Here is an 18,062-nt window from a genome sequence, read left to right on the forward strand (position 1 = left end):
TCGATCAAAAGGTATCGAGAAAGCCGTCGCGTTGCCACTCGGTCAGCCACTGAGGCAGCTTGTCGGCGGGCATGGGGCGTGCAATACCGTATCCTTGAGCCAAATAGCACCCCAATGACAGCAGCGCTTTGGCGTGCTCCAGCGTCTCGACACCCTCTGCTAGCACGGGGCGTGAAAACTTCTTCGCCAAGAAGACGATGCTTTCCACGATCGCACGGTCATCCTCGCTATCCAGCATATCGCGAACGAAGTCACGGTCGACCTTGATCAACTGCACCGGTAGGCGGCGGAAGTAAGCCAGCGACGAGTAACCGGTACCGAAATCATCCAGCGCGACATCGATGCCCAGCCGTTGGCAGTTTTCGAGTACGTGCAGCGCCGCTTGCATATCATCCAGCGTGGCAGATTCTAGAATCTCGATGGCCAATCGTTGGGTGGGAACATCGGCATATCGTGTCAAGAGCTGTTCTAACTGCGGTAAGAAGCCCTGATGCAGCAAGTGTTGTGGGCTGATATTCACACTGACTTGAAGCGTGATACCGGCACGCTCCCACTGTTGAAGCTGTTTTAGAGCCGCTTCGATGACCCATTCGCCTAACCGAAACTCCAGTTCGCTACCTTCGATGAGGGGGAGAAACTCCCCTGGCGCACAAAGTCCCCGCTTGGGGTGCTGCCAGCGGATCAGCGCTTCGGCCCCCACGACCTCCTTCGTCTGCAAATCGACCTGAGGCTGGTAGAAAAGTTGGAACTCCTCGTTGCTCAGCCCGTGTTGAATGGCAGTACGCTCTTGCTGACGTAGCCGAGTTAGGTGCTCTTCATCGGTACTGTAGCGCACACACTGCGATACACCGTGGGTTTTGGCTTGATACAGCGCTTGGTATGCATGGCGAAAAAGCGTGTCCGAGTCTACTTCGTCTTCTGGGTAGCATGTCATGCCAATACACGTGGTGAGCTTCAACGTATGACCGTGTATCTGCATGGGCTCCTGAATGGCTTGGTGCAACGCTGAAGGGCTGAGCTGCTGGTTGGGGGCCGCCACCACGAACTCGTCGCCGCTAAGCCGCGCGGCAATGCCCTGTTGATGTAGCGGAGCGACCAAGGCCGCCAAACGTTCGGCGATACGCTTCAAAATACGATTGCCGACGGCGTAGCCAAACAAATCATTGAGGCGTTTGAAATCATCGATATTCAGCACATAAACCGTCAGAGGCTCGCGTTGCCGAGTCAGCGCCTCTAATTGCGTGCGCGCCAGACGCTGATTAGGAAGGCCTGTCAACTCATCGATGTTGGCGGCTTTATACAGCGCCTCTTCATGACGCTTGGTGTCGGTAATGTCGGACTGAATGGCGATGAAGCCCCCACCGGACTGTTCGCCTGCGGGTAACGGGTTGCAGCTGATGTGCACCCAGTAGGGCGTGCCGTCTTTGCGATAGTTCAGCAGCTCCTCTTCAAAACGTTGGCGATATCGCAACGCATGAGCAATGCGGCGTACGGTAGCGCTATCGGTGGCGCTTCCCTGAACGAGTTTTCCCGGCTTTTTGCCAATGGCTTCGTCGAACGTGTAGCCGCTGAGCCGCGTAAAGCCGTCGTTGATCCACTCGATGTTGCCCTGTGCGTCGGTGATCACCACTCCATTACTGGTGTTTTTCGCCACCATCGACAGCCGGGCAATGGCCTGCTGGTCTTGGCGCTGCTGGCGGTGGTTGCGAAGGTTATTGATAAACTGCCCGATGCTTCCCAGCAGTGGTGCCAAGAACTCCACCAAGGTGTCATCATAACCGTTAGGGCGGTTGGCGAGGCCGATCATCCCAATGCAGTGGCCGTTAAAGTGAATCGGCACGCCCAAAAACGCGTTGAGTGGCGGATGCCCGGCCGGCAGACCGCCACGGCGAGAATCCATAGCGGGCGCGTTAGAAATGACGACCGTCTCATGGCGCATTACATGACCAAACAGGGTGTCGAGATTGCTGAATACCATGCCGTTGGGGGCATTTTGATCATAAAACTGTTTGGAGGCTTGATCCCAAGTGATGTCGGTGATCGCATGCGCGACGAGATAGGGTGCTTGCGTGTCGTCGTAAAGAACTTCACCAATGAAGCCATACTCGCTGCTGGTGAGGGCCAGCAGGTCTTCCAGTAGTGGGTTGAGCGCCTTGGCATCGCCCTGGCCGTCGATGAAGCTCGCTTGCGCGCGCATGATGGCTTGCTCTAACGCCTGCTGGCGCAACAGCTGGGTTTCGATCTGCTTGCGTGGCGTGACGTCCAGCATCGTACCGATGAGTTGCACCACGCGGTCACTCACCACCAGCGGGTTGCCGGTAATTCTGACCCAGCGCGGTTCACCGCTGACGGTCGTCAGTTGAAACGTATCGTTAAACGCCACGCGGTGCTCGATGGCCGTGTCGATGGCGGTCATGAGCCGCTGGCGGTCTTCAGGCGTGTAAGCGTCCATGCGTTGCTCGAACGTGCGAGCATCGCGTTTGCCTACGTCGTAAAGCTCATTGACGACATCGTTCCAGTGGGTGGCACGGCTGGGTACGTCCATCTCCCATAGGCCAATTGCCGCATTACTGATGGCGTGGTAAGCCCGCTGAGACAGGTAGTGTTCGAATTGCAGCACCGTGCTACTGGCCAGCTGCTGAAGCAGCTCTTTCTGGCTATTCGAGAGCTGGCGCGGCTGCTTGTCCATCACGCACAGCGTACCGATCACGCTGCCATTATCGGCCACCAGGGGCACGCCAGCATAAAACACGATATGCGGCGGCAAGGCCACCAGCGGAAGCTCTCTCAGGGACGCGTGTTCACGGGCATCTGGCACTTCATAGAGGGTCCGCTCTTCGATCGCGGTACCGCAGAAGGAGCGCTCTCTGAGCATGCTCTCGGCGGGTTTGCCTACGCCGCTCTTGATCCAGACATGGGTGTCATCGACCAGCGTGATCAGTGCGATGGGCATATCGCAGTAGGCCGCCGCCAGTTGAGTAATACGGTCGAAGTGGTCATCCGCCGAAAGGTCGCCCAAGGTATAGCGCTTGAGCGTGAGAAGGCGCTGCTCTTCTTTTTCATGGCTGACTGGCGGAACCATAAGTGACCTATAAGTGACGGTGCGCGTTTTTGCTTACTTTCCCTTATGGTGGCGTGGCTGTCTAGCGAGTCGACAAATCTTAGTCAACGGTAGAGTATAAGAGGATGCTTATTCGACTGAGAGCGCTTTCGTGGACCTACTCGAACTCTTTACTCGCACCCTAGATGTCACACTACCTGTCTTTGCCATGGTGTTCATAGGGATCGCTCTGAAACGCCTGGGTTGGATCGATAGCGCGTTCATTTCGACGGCGTCGTCTCTGGTGTTCAAAGCCACGCTACCAACGCTGATCTTTCTCAGTCTCGTCAACGCTGACTTGAGCGTTGCCCTGGATGTGCCGTTACTGCTCTTTTTTGCCTTCGCCACGCTGGGCCAGTTTTTGCTGAGCTGGGGCTGGGCGCATCTGCGTGTGCCTCGAGAGGATCGGGGCGTGTACGTACAAGGGGCGTTTCGCGGGAACTGCGGGATCGTGGGGTTGGCGTTGGCGGCGGGCATGTACGGCAACTATGGGTTGTCCGCTGGCAGCTTGCTGTTGGGCGTGGTGATCGTGATGTACAACGCCCTGTCCGTCATCGCCCTAGCGGCGTACCAACCTGGCCAAGCGACCGACTGGCGCAGCCTGCTGGGCCACATCATCAAAAACCCATTGATTCTATCAGTGGTGGCTGCATTACCGTTCACCGCGTTGTCCATCCCGCTACCCAGTTGGGTGATGACGTCGGGCAACTACTTCGCCTCGCTGACGTTACCGCTCGCCCTCATTTGCATCGGCGCGACGCTCTCGGTGTCGAGTATGCGACAGGGTAGCCACGTGGCATTGAGTGCCAGCAGTCTCAAAATGGTGATACTTCCAGCGCTTTCCACGGCGGCCGCTTGGCTGATGGGATTCTCAGGCAGCCAGTTGGGGTTGCTGTTTCTTTTCTTTGCCAGCCCCACGGCGGCCGCCAGTTTCGTAATGGTCAAAGCGATCAATGGCAACGTCGCATTGGCTGCCAACATCATCGCCATAACCACGCTCATGGCCAGCGTCACCGTGACCCTAGGCATCTTCGCTCTGCGTTTGCTGGGTTGGATATAGCCCACCATGGCTTTTCCAAGCCCCTGGTTGGCCGAGGCGAATCAAAACGCTATACTATGCGCCCCGTCAGTCCCTGTAGCTCAGTAGGATAGAGCAGCCGCCTCCTAAGCGGCAGGTCGCAGGTTCGACTCCTGCCAGGGACGCCAACGGGCCTTCCTCACACTTCCTGAGAGAGCCAAAAATAGAGTGTAATACTCTGAAATACATAGGTTTTTAGCTCCTCAGTGTTCCTCGGCGTTCCTTTCAAATCCGGCATACAAATGGTATACAGTGGGGCATATACCCCTGTTCGAGAATGCTCGGTATACCTCTATGGCGCTAACTACCCGTCAGATAAACGCAACTAAGCCTGGCACGAAAATTGTGACCCTCTCCGATGGCATGGGATTAGAACTCAGGATCTCAACCAACGGCAGCCGAGGATGGCGCTTGCGCTACACGCGACCCAACGGCAAGCGCAACATGATCAGCTTGGGGCAATACCCCGAAGTCAGCCTTGCAGAAGCGCGAGAGAAGCGAACCGACTTAAGGCGGCTGATTGCTAAGGGGATCGATCCCGTAGAGCAGAAGCAGAACGAAAAGCGCGCCCTCAAATACGCCGCTGAGAACACGTTCAAGGTGTTAGCGATGGAGTGGCACGCCGCCATGGTGCCCCGCTGGAAAGAAAGCTCGAAACGAGCCAACGACAGTAGGCGCGTGCTTGAAATGTACGTTTTCCCGAAGGTGGGAGACCGCCCGATCGAGAGCATTCTGCCGCTGGAGTGGTTGGAGATCCTTCGCACCCTAGAGGATGCGGGTAAATTCGAGCAGCGCCGCCGCCTACACGCCTTTTGCCGAGACATCTACCGCTTTGCCATCATCACGGGCAGGGCCAGCTACAACCCCCTTACCGACCTTCAAACGGCGCTCAAGCCCTATAAGCGGAATAGCTTCCACCATATCCCCCAAAGCGAGCTACCGCAGCTTGTGCGCGATATAGCGGCTTACGATAAAAGCCCCATGGTGCGCATTGGTCTAAAACTGTTGCTCATGACTGCCGTTCGGCCTGGAGAGCTGCGCCGGGCAGAGTGGTCTGAGTTCGACCTTGAGGCCGCTGTTTGGAAGATCCCCGCCGAGCGCATGAAGATGGGCAGGGCGCATCAAGTGCCGTTACCCACTCAGGCGTTGGTAGAGCTGCGCTACCTGCACACACTGACGGCCCCCTTCAAATTGCTGTTCCCTGGTCGAAACGACCCACGCAAGCCACTCTCGGATGCTGCCTTTGGGATGGCGTTAAAGCGGCTGGGCTATGAAGGTAGGCATGTGCCCCACGGTACGCGTCATGTGGTGGCCACAGGCTTAAAAGAGCTGGGCTACCCAAGGGAATGGATAGAGGCGCAGCTCTCGCACAAGCTGCCGGGGATCGAGGGCGTTTACACCCACGCCGAGCACATGGCACCGGATCAGCGCCCCGCGATGATGCAATTTTGGGCGGACTACCTAGATACCATTAGCGCCGAGGTTTAAATGCGACTCAAGCTACCTATCAACTGCCCTGTTTGCGGAACGAAGACCCGGACTAGATCGAGCCGGAAAATGACAGAGGGTTATTATCAATTATACAAAGAGTGCACTAACAAGGAGTGCGGCATAAAGTTTAAAGCTGACGAGGAAATTAGAAAGACGACAATAGACACTGTGGCGGAAGACTTTGGGTTGATGAGCTTAAACCCTGACGCATGTGCATTGATGATTATCGATCAGCAACAAGGGGATATGCACTTCCCCTATTTTAGAAAGCGCAATAATGAGGATGCCGAGTACCACATTTTTCGACTGCTGAGCGCATGGCGTGATAACTCACTGCCCATCATCCATGTTCGGCACCTCTCTGGCGATCCAGACTCTCCCTATTCTCCCGGCCATCCTGGTGTGCGCTTTAAACATGGGTTAGAGCCTATCGCTGGGGAGGAGATTTTCGATAAAAGCATCGCCGATGCCTTTTTACGCTCCAATATCGAAGAGTGGCTGTTGAAACGATCCATTCGCCAACTCGTGGTAGTGGGCTCGACCAGTGAAGGGGCGGTAGAGGCGACGGTTAGGAGCGCCGCTCACTTGGGTTTCACGGTATGGGTGCCCGATGACGCTTGCTATACCTTCGAGAAATTCAGTTATGACGGCGTTGATCTTCATCCCGACACCATCCATACCCTGGCCATGACGAACTTGCACCAAGGCAACTCTACGGTGGTGGATACTACGTTGGTGCTTCATGCGATCGAGCACGCCATGACCGCCAAAAATGGTAAAGAGACAGGCCGTTTCCACTAGCGAGGAGTGGTTAGGGCGTTGGCGTGTTGTAAGGTTGGCCATTTTTACAACAACGAAGATGTAGCCATTTTTTCTCATAAGCTATTGAATTAACTTAGCTTCAAAGCATAGCCATGTTTTTCTCACGTAGGCGCTTCACTGCACATAGCTGGTGAAGCGCCTTTTTGTTGTATATTTATACAGTGTTACAACAGCCGTTTCTGGCCGTCCTGCCTGTTCCTCGTCAAGCTGTTGGTGTCTTGAGCGCAACGCTCGTCACGCCATCCACTAACGCGAGGAATTCAGCCTATGCACCCCCTTAAAACCTCCTTTCGACTCCAAGCGCTGGCCCTTGTGATGGCACTCGAAGCACTGACGGCAAGTGAGCCGTTGTGCGGGAATGTTGGCACAACGGCTACCGATGGCGTGCCTCACTGACAACCTTCAAGCTTCATAGGGCCACTAGGGCACTTGCCCGGAACGAGACCGCGAGGACATTTACCAATGCCTGAACTCACCAGCCAAACACCGCCTTTCAGAACGGTGACAAAGATCCAGCTAGGCAACCGCCTATTGCGCCGCAAGGACGTGGAGCAGAAGACCGGGAAAAGCCGCTCAGCCATTTATGAAGGCATCCGCCAGGGCACGTTCCCGGCCCCGGTGCCCATTGGCGGCAAGAGCGTTGCTTGGCTAGAAGAGGAGGTCGATAGCTGGATCGCTAACTGTCTGGAGGAGCGCAAACGCCAGCAGCTAGGCAGCCATTCCACCCCGTTACGCATGACTACCCAACCGCAGGAGCAGCGCGCATGAGCCAGTTTGAATTCACGATCAACGGAACCACGCTGAAGCTCACGGCGGACGATGTCGCCCAACTGGAGGCCGCCATGCTGGATGCCACGAAATCACCCAACCGTAAGGTGTTTCGCCAAGGCTCGACGGGTGACATTAGCGCTCGATGGTTAGGCGGCCCGCAAGATGACCTAAAGCACTTTAGCCGCAAAACCCCACCCGTTAGCCACACGCTCACCGACTGCTAAAACCCCCTAAACCCTAACCGCCAGCGGTAACGCTGCTGGGCTAACGCCCAGCGGGTAAGGGGAGGTTTTGCCCAAAAAACGAAAAAGGCTCCAACGCTGGGGGCGATGGAGCCGACGTAAAGCAAAAGAAAGGTGCTCATGCAGATTATCAAATTAAGCGCAATTTGCCGCCTCGAAAGCTTGCGAGGAACAACCAGGAATGCTTATCATGGCCGTGCTGTAGCAAAATCTACAGCCGGGCGTAGGAACCCGAGTGCAAATAGGCGCAACAGCGCCCCTACCACTACAGGCGCTTTTTTTATGCCCGTAGTGCGTCTTTATGGCGGCTGTGCGTGGGCACGCTTCGGCGTGGCCGGTTTCCTATTTGGCCGGTTTCCTACCCCGCGTACGGTCGCCACCCAATCCCGTAGGAAGGATCGTGGCGGCTCCAGAGTTCAAATAGGAGTCTTACCCATGGCCAACCACAGCCAAGGTGCGTCTGCGCACACCCAGCTTTCCCCCTCGCAAGTCTCTACCGCGCTGATCGGTGCAAAACTGATCGCTTATCGTGTGAACCGTAAGCCTGAACAGCTTCACCAGTTGTTAGGCATGGCTCGCATGGCCTGCGCACTCAATGCCCTTTCTTATCAAGACCACGACCAACTCCTGATCGAATTAGAACGCCTATGCGTTGAGGGGGTGGATCATGCCTAACTTGAACCACACCCCACGCCTGGAAGATGCGCTTTGCCTGACCGAGGCTGAGTGCCTGCTGATCGACCCCCGCGCTAAACGAGAGGATCTGTTCGACCAGTGCGAAACCCGCTTGGAAGCGGCTAGTAACCTAATGATGACGCTTAGCAGCCTCGATGCACCTGGCACTGGTGCGGATGCGCGAGATTTAGCGCATGTGGCGATGTCGTGCCGCCTTTTGCTGGCGGATTCTCTCGATCTCTTACTCGCCGCACGTAGGCTTTCCCAACGCCCCGTTCTGCCTGCCAGGAAGGGGGGCGAACATGGCTAAGACGACCGTTCAAAAAATCCAGCAGGTCGCCGCGGTCGCGCTGAACAGCGCTGAAATTCTACTGGCTGAATGGCTGCCCGATGGGCAGCGCCAGGGAAGTGAATGGGTGGCCCGCAACACGGCCCGCGCCGATGCCTGCCCCGGCTCGTTTGGTGTGTCGCTGGTGTCGGGCAAGTGGAACGACTTTGCCGACCAAGACGCCCACGGCGGGGATCTCGTCTCCTTGCTGAGCTACCTTCGCGGCTGCCGCCAAGTAGACGCCGCTAGGCTGATCGACGAGCAGCTTGGGCTCGGTATTTTTCAGCGGTCAGGCGCGTCTAACGCGCCGCTGCCCAAGCCCTGCGAGGTGCCCACCAAAAGCCAGCGTCGCCAGCAGATCGAGGCCGAGCGCCTAGCGACCCAGGAGCGCGCCGCCCAAGCCGCACAGCGGCTATGGCACGCGGCAGGCCCCGCCAACCCGGCGCACCCCTACTTGGTAGAGAAGGGAATCGAGCCGTACCACCTTCGCCAATCCTCGAAAGGCCAACTTCTGGTGCCGCTGTACGCGGATGGACGGTTGGTCAACCTGCAATGTATCGACCAGCAAGGCCACAAGCGCTTTTTGAAAGGTGGCCGGGTGCGGGGCGCTTATGCGCCCCTTGGCAAGATGCAGGCAGGCCGCCAGCTATTCGTATGCGAAGGGTGGGCCACCGGGGCCACCCTACACGCCCATACCCGCGAACCCGTGGCGTGTGCCATGAACGCGGGCAACCTCGCCGCCGTGGCCGAGATTCTGCGCGACCGATACGACCCACTGGATTTAGTCATTGCCGGGGATGACGACCGCCTGACCCCCGGCAACCCAGGCCGCACCGCCGCCAACGCGGCGGCGCTGGCCGTGGGTGCCCTGGTGCTGTTTCCCGTATGGCCACAAGACGCGCCCACCACACTCAGCGACTTTAACGACCTAGCTCGCTGGTATCGCCAGCAAAGGAACGCTACATGAGCGAGCAACCCACACGCGAACAGCAAGCGCACCTTGCCCTAGTAGGCAAGCCGACCGCGCCCAAGATCGACACCTTGGAGCGCCCCAGCTACGCCGTGTACGAAGGCCCCACCATGGTAGAGGGCAAACAGTACCGGGCGGGCACGTGGTATCACGGCATCAAGCACACCAACAGCGACGAGGCAGGCCAGCCGTTCGACCTCTGGCTATGCGCGCCGCTGTACGTCAAAGCGGAAACGATCAACAGCGACGACGGCAGCGTTGGCCGCTTGCTGCGCTTCAAGCATCGCGGCCACGCCATCGAGTACGTCATGCCCATGGAAGCCCTCGCGGGCAAAGGCGAGGAGGTGCTGAAAGCCTTACTACGCCAGGGGCTAGAGGTGGACTACCACCAACGCCGCTACGTGCCTGCCTATATCGCTAGCCACCACGGCTTAACGCGCATTCTCGCCACCACCACCAAGCCAGGGTGGCACGAGCGTAGCGGGGCCTTTGTGCTGCCGAGCCGCATTCTAGGCGGTGAAGATGTGCGTTTTCAGGACAGCGGCAAAGGCGCTCACCTGTTCTCAGAACGGGGCACCCTGGAAGGCTGGAAAAGCGAGCTGGCCTACTTCTGCCAGGGCAACCCGGTACTGATCCTCTCCGTGTGCTGCGCACTAGCAGGCCCGCTGCTTTCCAAAGTGGGGGTGAACGGGGGCGGTGTGCATCTGGTGGGCGACTCCTCCAGCGGTAAGTCACTTGCCCAAGCGTTGGCCGCCACGGTATGGGGCGACCCCAGCCGCTTTGCCGCGTCGTGGGATATGTCGCGGGGCGGTATCGAGATTGAGGCATCGTCACGTAACGACACGGTGCTGATTCTGGACGAGATCAAGCGCGCCGACCCCAAGCGGGTACAAGAAATGGCCTACGCCATCGCCAATGGGACGGGTAAGGGCACCATGACCCGCGAACGGGAAGGGCGGCCCAAGCTCTATTGGCGCGTCCTTGCGCTTTCCAGCGGGGAGCGCTCGCTGTCTGAACACGCGGCCATATCCGGCAATGCTGCCCACGCCGGGGCAGAACTGCGCATGGTGGACGTGAACGCAGGCACCCGCGCTTATCGTGCGTTCGATGACGTTCACGGTATGGGCGGGGCCACCTTTCATAGAAAGCTGACCACGGCCACCGCACACCACTTTGGCCGGGTAGGCCCCGCCTTTGTGGAGCATTTAATTAAGGAGAACGACCCCGACTACTTTTTTAAGCGGTTTGCTGAGGTACGCGACGGATTCAGCGCCGAAGGCCCCCAGGCGGGCAGGGTAGCGGATCGTTTCGCCATCATTGGTCTAGCGGGCGAGCTAGCGATTACATACGGCTTATTGCCCTGGCAGTCCGACTCCGCCGCGAGCGCCTGCCGCCAACTGTTCGAGGAGTGGCTGCTAACGGTCGGTGACGGTAACGCGGAAGATCGGCAAATACTTAGCGCGCTATCGGATTTTATCGCCATGCACGGCGATAGCCGCTTTTCTGACATCGCCGCCCAGCTACCCAACTCCAGCATTAAGCATCGGGCAGGGTATTACGAGATCGAGAACGGCAAACGCTTCTACCTGTTCAACCGCGCCTCACTGACCGAAGCCGCCGCAGGCTATGGCCGTGAGCGCGTGATACGCACCCTGGAAACCTACGGCGTGTTGGCGAAGGTGGATAACGGGCGCAACCAGAAAAACTACCGCCTGCCAGGAGGAGGGAGCACCCGCTTTTTCGTCATCGATCCCGACAAGCTGGAGACAGAGCGGAGGAGCGCATGAAAAACCCAACGCTAAGGGCGAAAACAGGCGTTTTGCCCCTGTCCGTTGCCGCCTCAAAAACAGCGGCTACAGATGGCAACCTGCAACGCATTGAAAGTAATGGGCTTTATGGCCGTTGCCTTGTTGCCGCCTTTTTCGCGTGTCAGAGAGAGGAATTATACAGAGGGCAAATTCACGCCTGCCAGGAAAGAGCGTGTTCGACTCAGAGGCCCAAGCACCTAAATACGCGTGAACCTAGTTTCTATGGCAACAGTGGCAACAAGGCAACGGCCAGTAACCACGCGGCCTACAGCGTTGCCTTAGTAATAAGAGAGGTGGCAACAAAGGCAACACATATCTTTATATACCTATGGTCTGGTGTGTCTTGTTGCCATTTCAAAAATGGGTGGCAACAGTGTTGCCACAATAAAGCCTATCTAAATCAGTTGGTTAGCCTCTGTTGCCTTGTTGCCACCATTTTTGCGATCTACAGAGTGGAACTATATAGCTGGGGAATACTGGTAATCATTCTCAATGCCCCTCGTTCGCTCAACCTCCCCCTTTCCTGGCAGGCGTTTTTGGCCTTGCTTCCGTTTTCCCAGCTGTGGGGCCTTGGCTCCACTTTCGTACCCGTGCACCCATGCCAAACGTGAGGCCGACATGACAGACCAGACATTCACTACGCCTAACATCTCAGATCAGGAGTCACACACTATGCAACACGTAAAAGCCCCCGAAGCAGTTACCAGCGATGAGACGGAGTCAAAGTTGGAGACGCAGATCGAGCAGTTTAGGGCCAAGTACCTTTCTCGGCGCTCTATGCTCGAAAACGTGGTGGGGCGATTGGCTAAGCTGCGCAAAACGTTGAGCGCGCTACAGCACCAGATCGACAACACCCAAGACGCATGGAAAAAGGACTTTGTTCAAGGGCTAGGCGAGCAGAGCAAGGGAGTACGTGACCAGCTCAAGCAAAAAGGTCAGTGGAAGATCGAGGCCGAGCACACCCAGGAAATGATCGATCTGCTTGAGCCGCAACGTGAATGGCTCCAGATGCAGACCTATATGGCGCGTAATCCGTTGGAGGCATCTATAGAGCGTCTAGCGCGCATTTCATCCCGCAAGCGGTTGATGAAGTGCCTCAAGGATATGAGCAACAGTGAGGAAATGGCCGCCTTGAGCGCTGAGCTACCAAGGCTGTTCAACGACATTCACGAAGGGACTTACAACGATCACTATCACATGGCGGGGCTAGGGATTGATGTATCCAGCCAGCCAGGGAGCAGCATCGACTCCTTGATGGATAAGGATAGTCGGAGGTGGACAAGAAAAGAGATCGAGCGCCGCCAATATGCAGCCCTAGGCAAGCTATTGATGGACGTCATGCCCCAAGCCAAGCCAGCACCCACGCCAGAGGTGTTACAGATACCGGCATTGCTCGCGTGTGAAGCCGATGTGCGTGACTACCCATCACAAATTGGCTTCAAGAGACGGTTGCAAGAGCTGGAGGCGCAAATGGAGTATGTACCCAGCCAGGAGGATCTGGACCGCGCGTAAGCACTCGCAGGCTTAACACCCACTCAAAACCCACGCCCCGCCCCTGTGCGGGGCGTTTGCTTGGCACCCTGGCCATGTTGCCGCCCCGTACCCGCCTGCCGACCGCGACCCACGGCGCGTTGTCATCACCCCGCCCCGCCCGCGCGCTAAATGGTGTGGTTTTTATGCACCCTCGAAAACGCCTCCAAGCCGCGCCACTGCTGGGCTGGCTGGTGAAAAATGGGTGCATGAAAATTATGCGAATTCATGCGGAGTTATGCAGTTTACATGGGGGATATGAAGAGAACGCTTTTAAAGCTGTACCATCGGCTGGCCGATAGCTGAGAAAGGCATTCCCGAAAAGGCCTTGCAGTGCCGAAGCCTTCCGGCACAGGATGGTCTAAGGTCGTAGTTAAACGGGTTGCGCAGGTGTAAGGAAATAGTCAATAATGCTAATAATAATTAAATTTAAGATCAGAGGGCTTTTGCGAATCAATCTGTTTTGCAGCCAGAATTGGCATATCACGAACCAACTGCTATCGACTCAAAGCGGCATGCTGGTTCACCAAGTGTTACGCAGTCGGCACGATAATACGTGCTATTGCGCCTATTCATGATTAATTTAATCTCAATAGGATAGATGGTAAATGATAGGCGGTATAACCTGAATGAACGCGCGGCCAGGTTCATTGAGTTTATATAGATGGGCGTATAATCACTGCTAAATATTAGGAGAGCCTATGCAAGTCAAGGGAAAATCAATTAGATCAGTAACCAGGTTATTGGCAGCATCTCAGGGCTGTGAAGAAGTAAAGCTAGCCCACAAGGTTTCGGATAATATGGAAGATCTACTTTCGGCTATCGGGTTTGATAAAGAGCCACAAACAGGTGATTATCTTATCCCAAAGGTAGTCGGCAAGGTCACTGCCCTAAATGCTCATGGAAAAGAAGTTATACGTAAGGATTTACCATTGGAGCCGCAAGCAAGATCTTATTATCGAACATGGGAAGACTGGCATGGACAAGAGCATTCAGGTATTCAGACAAGGTATATAGATATGTATCCTCGTGAATACAAACCCGCATTTGAAGAAACGCTGCATGTAATCGATGTGGACGGTAATAAATATATTGCAACTGACAGCATGCAATTGAATGAACAGAATGAAACTAGGAATATTCATCTTTCTAATTTGATGCTTGAGTGTTTTAGCAGTTTTGAGGTCTTAGACTCTAGAAGTGGCAATGTTATCAGCACTAAGGTAAAGCAGTTGCATTGGGATATCTTGCCCCCGGGAGAATACCCTTGGGCAAAAGCGAAATCTCTAGTTGGAGAAGTTACTAAAAAACTAAAGGATTCAGAAAAAGGTGTTGTTGACGCTCGAATGCAAACTATTACTAGTTATAATCCAGATTTTCTTGCGACAGGTCGGGCGGGTTTTAGTGGTTATTTTATTTATGGTTTTGCTTCGAAGGGTATATATGTTCTGGAAAGCATATATTTGGATAACGCAACTTATATTTTTGGTGATAAGTGGGAGCAATTGTCAAGGCTCACAAAAAATCAAATTATCAATGGTGAAATAGAATACCGGCGGATTGTTCACGATAAAAAATGGAGCAAAATCATACGTAGCATTCTGACAGAGTGAATTTAACACTGCATTGCAGCGGACTAGTCGCTGCAATGCAGTGTTAAACGCCATATACGAGAACTCAAATGTCTTTTACTATTCATAATTGGCAAGATATTGCTAACAACTATAGCGGTACGTTGTTGCTGGGGAATGGTGCCAGTAGAGCGGTTGATGCTCGTTTCGGATACGAATCGCTTGTGGATCACGCATTTAATCATGGGCTATTGACCGATGATGTCCAAAGTCTTTTTTCTTTTTTTCGGACAGAAGATTTTGAGCTTGTATTAAGGCTGGTTTGGCAGGCATCGAATGTTAATCAATCATTGAACATTCCTGACAATCGAACTCATGATGCTTACGTCCGGGTGCGAGATAGCTTGATTCAAGCGGTAAGGGATATACATCCTGAGTATCAGGAAATCTCAGCTCAGATGCCTGCTATTTATAACTTCGTAAAGAGATTCAATACGGCGATATCGTTGAATTATGACCTTATACTTTATTGGTCTGTCATGTACGGGAAGAATGTTCGAGATAGGTGTTCGCTAAAAGACTGTTTTGTTGATGGGGTATTTTGTGATGATTGGGAAAGATTACGTAAACCGATACGGGGCAATATATCATCCACGCTAGCGTTTTACCCTCATGGTAGCTTGGTTTTAGCAAGAAATTTAGTTGAGGAAGAGTTAAAGATCGCTGGGAATTATCATGGCTTGCTGGAATCCATACTTCAGACTTGGCAAACGGAGCGCTATGTCCCTTTGTTCGTTAGCGAGGGCACGGCACAGCAAAAAATTAATGCAATTCAGAATAGTAGCTACTTAAATACAGTGTATAGAGAAGTGTTGCCCACTCTTTCACCGGATCTTGTGATTTATGGCTGGGGGTTGTGGGAACAAGACCTCTATATACTTGATCGCCTGGCATGTTCGGGCATTCAAAGGGTTGCAGTTTCTGTCCATAATCAAGATCAAGCTTATTGCAATAGAGTGTATCAGGTCATGACGCAATTCCTCGGCGACCGAGTTCACATAGATTTTTTTCATAGCAATAGCCCAGGCTGCTGGAACAATGTCGCTTAACAATTCGCTGTTGTCCGACAATTTTTACACCGCAGCATGACTCCAAAATTACCGCAAAGCTGAACGTTATGCTTTCTAAATGAAAATGAGGTTTATAAATGAGTGAATTAGACAAAGAATACATCGAAAATAGAGTGAAAGATTGGGGGCAACGTATAGAAGCCGTCTTTTCGCTTGTAAAGAATTCGTTGTCTGGTAATTCGGAAATTGAATTTTTTGAAGAAAAAACAGTACAGATGTATGAGGAGTTAATGCAGGAGTTTAATTTGTCTCCTGTTTCTTTGCCTGTTCTAGAGGTCAAGCGGAAGGGTGTTCTAGTTGCATCTTTTAAGCCGATAGGATTATGGGTGATCGGTGCCAATGGACGAATCGATATATTAACTAAAGAAGGTTCATATATATTGGTTGACTTAGAGGGCAAAGATAAAGCATCAAATTGGCGTGTTTACACACCTAATAATAGGAAGAAAAGCATACCTTTCGATAAAGAATTTGTTCTAGGGCTGGTTTAGTTATGGGGATTTTTGACGAACTGGAAGGGCAGTACAATGAAATTGACAAAAAGTATGCAATAATTGAGTTCGAAGCTGCCAGTAGAGGTTGGAGAAAAAAAGAGGAAAAGTACAAAAGGAAGCGAGAGCTTAACGATCAAGCATATTTTCTTTTCATGTTCACTCGACTTGAGTATAGAATAAGGGATGAAAGCTCTCAACTAATAAAAAGTAAGCAAAACTCTATAATATCATGGAAGCAACGAGCGGCATGGGATATTTTGCCAGACGGAGCAAAAGATGATATGCCGTTCAAGAAACGCCTGACTCTGCTATTAGAAAAAGGTAGTAGCGACTATAATTTAGTTGTCTCTTATTATAAAGAGCGTAATTCAATTGCTCACGGTGGCAATTTTATTTCCTCGATAAGTATGCCTAACGTAATCTCAGAACTAAAAAGGCTACACCGGGCAGTCAAGGTATAACAAATTGTTGCACTCGGATAAATTGCTCGCAGCGTTCCTAATGTACCGATGAGCAAAGCGTTATATCAGAGACGGCTAAAAGACAGCTTCTGGCCGAGACTGTGTGAAAACACGTGGGGAGTCTCGGTCCGGCCAAAAATGATCAAAATCGCGCTTCCTCGCTATATTTGAGCTATATTCGTGGCAAAAATTCTCCAGACTTCGCGATGGAGACTAACTTCTGCACGGCTTAAAAATTGCATACAGCCTCGAACGTAAGCAGTCCATCTGTGCCGCAAACTGAATCGCTAGTGTTGCTATCCAACGATAAGCCGTTAGCGGGTTGCAGATGGAGGGAGCTGGTATACGGTGTGGTATATTGGTTTTTTATATTTCATGTTAAGGCCATATAATTCAATCGCTTAATGTGTTTTTTAGACTCCTGCCAGGGACGCCAAACACTCTATCTTCACAAATCCTACTTGTCACCGCGGCGCCCCCAGCGTCTGCACCCAATAATGCGTAAACCGCGTGTCGGCATTGTCCGCGTGGGCCATACCCATCTCTGTAAAATCATCGTTCATTAAATTACGGCAGTGGCCGGGGCTGTTGATCCAGCTTTCGATAGCCGCGTCGGCGGTGGTGTGGCCAGCGGCGATATTTTCGCCGACGGTGCGCCAGGCGTAGCTTTGTTGGGTGGCGCGTTCGCCTACGCCGCTACCGTCTTGGCCGGTGTGGCTGAAGTAGTCTTTAGCAGCCATATCGTCGGCGTGGGCTTGCGCGGCGGCGGTGAGCGGGCAGCTCCAGGTGAGGGGGCCGGCGGCGTTGAAAGATTGTTCGCCGCATTGGCGGGCTTGGTTTCTGGCCTCGTTAACACGTGCCAGCATCTGTTGCTGCTGTTCGGTAGGGGCGCAGGCGGTGGAAGTGGCGTCTGTGTCGCTTGCTGCCCATGTAAACGGGCTGTCTATCCCAACCATCACCGTAAGCGCGGTAGATAAAAGCGCCCGCAAAAGCGGGCGCTTTGTGAGTGGCTTATCCACCGAATTTCTCATTTTCGCCCAAGTCGGGCGTGGCGTCTTTTTTGAGATTGGCTTTGGCAATCTCGTAAAGCTGGAACGTTTTGCTCTCTTTGGCTTTCCAGTGTTCGCCCATTTCTACTTTCACTTCCAGCAGGGCGACATCCGGGTCGTCTTTGCCTTCCGGGAACCAGGCAGCCACAAAGGGGTTCCAGTATTTGTCGATCAGCTCGCGGTTGTCGATCACGTTGGCTTTGCCGGATAACGAAACATACACCCCGTCTTCTTGATCCGAAAAGCTCAGGCACACATCGTGGTCGCTTTGGGTCTCTAGCACTTTCTCAGCACTGCGACGGGTAAAGAACCAGAGCGTGCCGTCGTATTCGTCTTGTACCAGATGCATTGGGCGGGCGCGGGGCGTGTCGTGGTCCAGCGTGACCAGCATGCCGACTTTGATATCCTTGATCATCTTCCAGATTTTTTGCTTATGCTCTGGGCTAGACATGGCGTCACTCTCCTTATGAATGGCTAGCGGTCTTTTGCCAAGCGTCAATGCTTATGCAAAAGCTAACGGGATTTGGGGGATGCTGTACAAA

17 protein-coding genes, 1 tRNA gene and 1 pseudogene are annotated in these 18,062 nt (G+C 53.7%); 16 read left to right on the plus strand and 3 right to left on the minus strand.

Translation table 11 applies throughout. The features are described 5' to 3' along the window. Positions 1-4: 4 nt before the first annotated feature. Complete coding sequence (locus tag NH398_RS00560) at positions 5-3,082, minus strand: EAL domain-containing protein (RefSeq protein ID WP_253015801.1); 3,078 nt, start codon at positions 3,080-3,082, stop codon at positions 5-7. A 130-nt stretch (positions 3,083-3,212) separates the two neighbouring features. Between NH398_RS00560 and NH398_RS00565 the strand changes: the two genes are divergently transcribed. The 16 genes and pseudogenes from NH398_RS00565 (at position 3,213) to NH398_RS00635 (ending at position 16,471) form a co-directional block, all read left to right on the plus strand. Next, entirely contained in the window at positions 3,213-4,160 is a 948-nt protein-coding gene (locus NH398_RS00565; protein WP_253015803.1) for an AEC family transporter, read from the plus strand. 69 nt (positions 4,161-4,229) lie between these two features. Continuing rightward, positions 4,230-4,306 (plus strand) — tRNA-Arg (locus NH398_RS00570). A gap of 166 nt (positions 4,307-4,472) precedes the next feature. Further along, positions 4,473-5,666, plus strand: a complete 1,194-nt coding sequence (locus NH398_RS00575) for an integrase arm-type DNA-binding domain-containing protein (RefSeq protein WP_253015805.1) — start codon at positions 4,473-4,475, stop codon at positions 5,664-5,666. Next, positions 5,667-5,813 (plus strand): annotated as a pseudogene (locus tag NH398_RS16780) (ogr/Delta-like zinc finger family protein); the annotation flags it as partial. It abuts the gene before it with no gap. Between the two features lie 75 nt (positions 5,814-5,888). Then, entirely contained in the window at positions 5,889-6,470 is a 582-nt protein-coding gene (locus tag NH398_RS00580) for an isochorismatase family protein (RefSeq protein WP_253015807.1), read from the plus strand. Between the two features lie 483 nt (positions 6,471-6,953). Next, on the plus strand, positions 6,954-7,259 hold the full coding sequence (locus NH398_RS00585; protein WP_253015817.1) for an AlpA family transcriptional regulator: 306 nt from the start codon (positions 6,954-6,956) through the stop codon (positions 7,257-7,259). Continuing rightward, positions 7,256-7,486 carry a hypothetical protein gene (locus tag NH398_RS00590; protein ID WP_253015819.1) on the plus strand — a complete coding sequence of 77 codons (231 nt, stop codon included), beginning with the start codon at positions 7,256-7,258 and terminating at the stop codon, positions 7,484-7,486. Before NH398_RS00585 ends, NH398_RS00590 begins: the two co-directional genes overlap by 4 nt. A 453-nt stretch (positions 7,487-7,939) precedes the next feature. Further along, positions 7,940-8,179, plus strand: coding sequence for a hypothetical protein (locus tag NH398_RS00595; RefSeq protein ID WP_253015821.1), 240 nt, complete (start codon positions 7,940-7,942; stop codon positions 8,177-8,179). Further along, positions 8,172-8,489: a hypothetical protein gene (locus NH398_RS00600; protein WP_253015823.1), complete on the plus strand. Its 318-nt coding sequence runs from the start codon at positions 8,172-8,174 to the stop codon at positions 8,487-8,489. The genes NH398_RS00595 and NH398_RS00600 overlap by 8 nt, the downstream gene beginning before the upstream one ends. Next, positions 8,482-9,474 (plus strand): toprim domain-containing protein, encoded by a 993-nt coding sequence (locus NH398_RS00605; RefSeq protein ID WP_253015825.1) that lies wholly within the window; start codon positions 8,482-8,484, stop codon positions 9,472-9,474. Before NH398_RS00600 ends, NH398_RS00605 begins: the two co-directional genes overlap by 8 nt. Continuing rightward, positions 9,471-11,264 carry a DUF927 domain-containing protein gene (locus NH398_RS00610; RefSeq protein WP_253015827.1) on the plus strand — a complete coding sequence of 598 codons (1,794 nt, stop codon included), beginning with the start codon at positions 9,471-9,473 and terminating at the stop codon, positions 11,262-11,264. The genes NH398_RS00605 and NH398_RS00610 overlap by 4 nt, the downstream gene beginning before the upstream one ends. 693 nt (positions 11,265-11,957) lie before the next feature. After that, entirely contained in the window at positions 11,958-12,797 is an 840-nt protein-coding gene (locus tag NH398_RS00615) for a hypothetical protein (RefSeq protein ID WP_253015829.1), read from the plus strand. A gap of 719 nt (positions 12,798-13,516) precedes the next feature. Continuing rightward, the gene (locus NH398_RS00620) at positions 13,517-14,428 is read left to right on the plus strand and encodes a hypothetical protein (RefSeq protein ID WP_253015831.1); all 912 of its coding nucleotides are present in this window, start codon (positions 13,517-13,519) and stop codon (positions 14,426-14,428) included. A 68-nt stretch (positions 14,429-14,496) separates the two neighbouring features. Then, on the plus strand, positions 14,497-15,495 hold the full coding sequence (locus NH398_RS00625; protein WP_253015833.1) for a DUF4917 family protein: 999 nt from the start codon (positions 14,497-14,499) through the stop codon (positions 15,493-15,495). Between the two features lie 98 nt (positions 15,496-15,593). Beyond that, complete coding sequence (locus NH398_RS00630) at positions 15,594-16,007, plus strand: hypothetical protein (protein ID WP_253015834.1); 414 nt, start codon at positions 15,594-15,596, stop codon at positions 16,005-16,007. A gap of 2 nt (positions 16,008-16,009) precedes the next feature. Then, the gene (locus tag NH398_RS00635; protein ID WP_253015836.1) at positions 16,010-16,471 is read left to right on the plus strand and encodes a hypothetical protein; all 462 of its coding nucleotides are present in this window, start codon (positions 16,010-16,012) and stop codon (positions 16,469-16,471) included. Between the two features lie 464 nt (positions 16,472-16,935). On the opposite strand, the gene NH398_RS00640 is transcribed toward NH398_RS00635, so the two are convergent. Beyond that, entirely contained in the window at positions 16,936-17,490 is a 555-nt protein-coding gene (locus NH398_RS00640; protein WP_253015838.1) for a CAP domain-containing protein, read from the minus strand. Then, positions 17,483-17,971, minus strand: coding sequence for a pyridoxamine 5'-phosphate oxidase family protein (locus tag NH398_RS00645; protein ID WP_253015840.1), 489 nt, complete (start codon positions 17,969-17,971; stop codon positions 17,483-17,485). Before NH398_RS00645 ends, NH398_RS00640 begins: the two co-directional genes overlap by 8 nt. Positions 17,972-18,062: the final 91 nt, after the last annotated feature.

The organism is Halomonas sp. CnH100-B, assembly GCF_024124605.1.
Classification (GTDB): Bacteria; Pseudomonadota; Gammaproteobacteria; order Pseudomonadales; family Halomonadaceae; genus Vreelandella.

Excerpts from the sequence above, each read along its gene's own strand:
- NH398_RS00630 (WP_253015834.1), top strand. The coding sequence starts at position 15,594 with ATGAGTGAATTAGACAAAGAATACATCGAAAATAGAGTGAAAGATTGG.
- NH398_RS00585 (WP_253015817.1), top strand. The coding sequence starts at position 6,954 with ATGCCTGAACTCACCAGCCAAACACCGCCTTTCAGAACGGTGACAAAG.
- NH398_RS00560 (WP_253015801.1), bottom strand. The coding sequence starts at position 3,082 with ATGGTTCCGCCAGTCAGCCATGAAAAAGAAGAGCAGCGCCTTCTCACG.
- NH398_RS00595 (WP_253015821.1), top strand. The coding sequence starts at position 7,940 with ATGGCCAACCACAGCCAAGGTGCGTCTGCGCACACCCAGCTTTCCCCC.
- NH398_RS00580 (WP_253015807.1), top strand. The coding sequence starts at position 5,889 with ATGATTATCGATCAGCAACAAGGGGATATGCACTTCCCCTATTTTAGA.
- NH398_RS00615 (WP_253015829.1), top strand. The coding sequence starts at position 11,958 with ATGCAACACGTAAAAGCCCCCGAAGCAGTTACCAGCGATGAGACGGAG.
- NH398_RS00620 (WP_253015831.1), top strand. The coding sequence starts at position 13,517 with ATGCAAGTCAAGGGAAAATCAATTAGATCAGTAACCAGGTTATTGGCA.
- NH398_RS00645 (WP_253015840.1), bottom strand. The coding sequence starts at position 17,971 with ATGTCTAGCCCAGAGCATAAGCAAAAAATCTGGAAGATGATCAAGGAT.
- NH398_RS00575 (WP_253015805.1), top strand. The coding sequence starts at position 4,473 with ATGGCGCTAACTACCCGTCAGATAAACGCAACTAAGCCTGGCACGAAA.
- NH398_RS00590 (WP_253015819.1), top strand. The coding sequence starts at position 7,256 with ATGAGCCAGTTTGAATTCACGATCAACGGAACCACGCTGAAGCTCACG.
- NH398_RS00610 (WP_253015827.1), top strand. The coding sequence starts at position 9,471 with ATGAGCGAGCAACCCACACGCGAACAGCAAGCGCACCTTGCCCTAGTA.
- NH398_RS00625 (WP_253015833.1), top strand. The coding sequence starts at position 14,497 with ATGTCTTTTACTATTCATAATTGGCAAGATATTGCTAACAACTATAGC.
- NH398_RS00605 (WP_253015825.1), top strand. The coding sequence starts at position 8,482 with ATGGCTAAGACGACCGTTCAAAAAATCCAGCAGGTCGCCGCGGTCGCG.
- NH398_RS00600 (WP_253015823.1), top strand. The coding sequence starts at position 8,172 with ATGCCTAACTTGAACCACACCCCACGCCTGGAAGATGCGCTTTGCCTG.
- NH398_RS00635 (WP_253015836.1), top strand. The coding sequence starts at position 16,010 with ATGGGGATTTTTGACGAACTGGAAGGGCAGTACAATGAAATTGACAAA.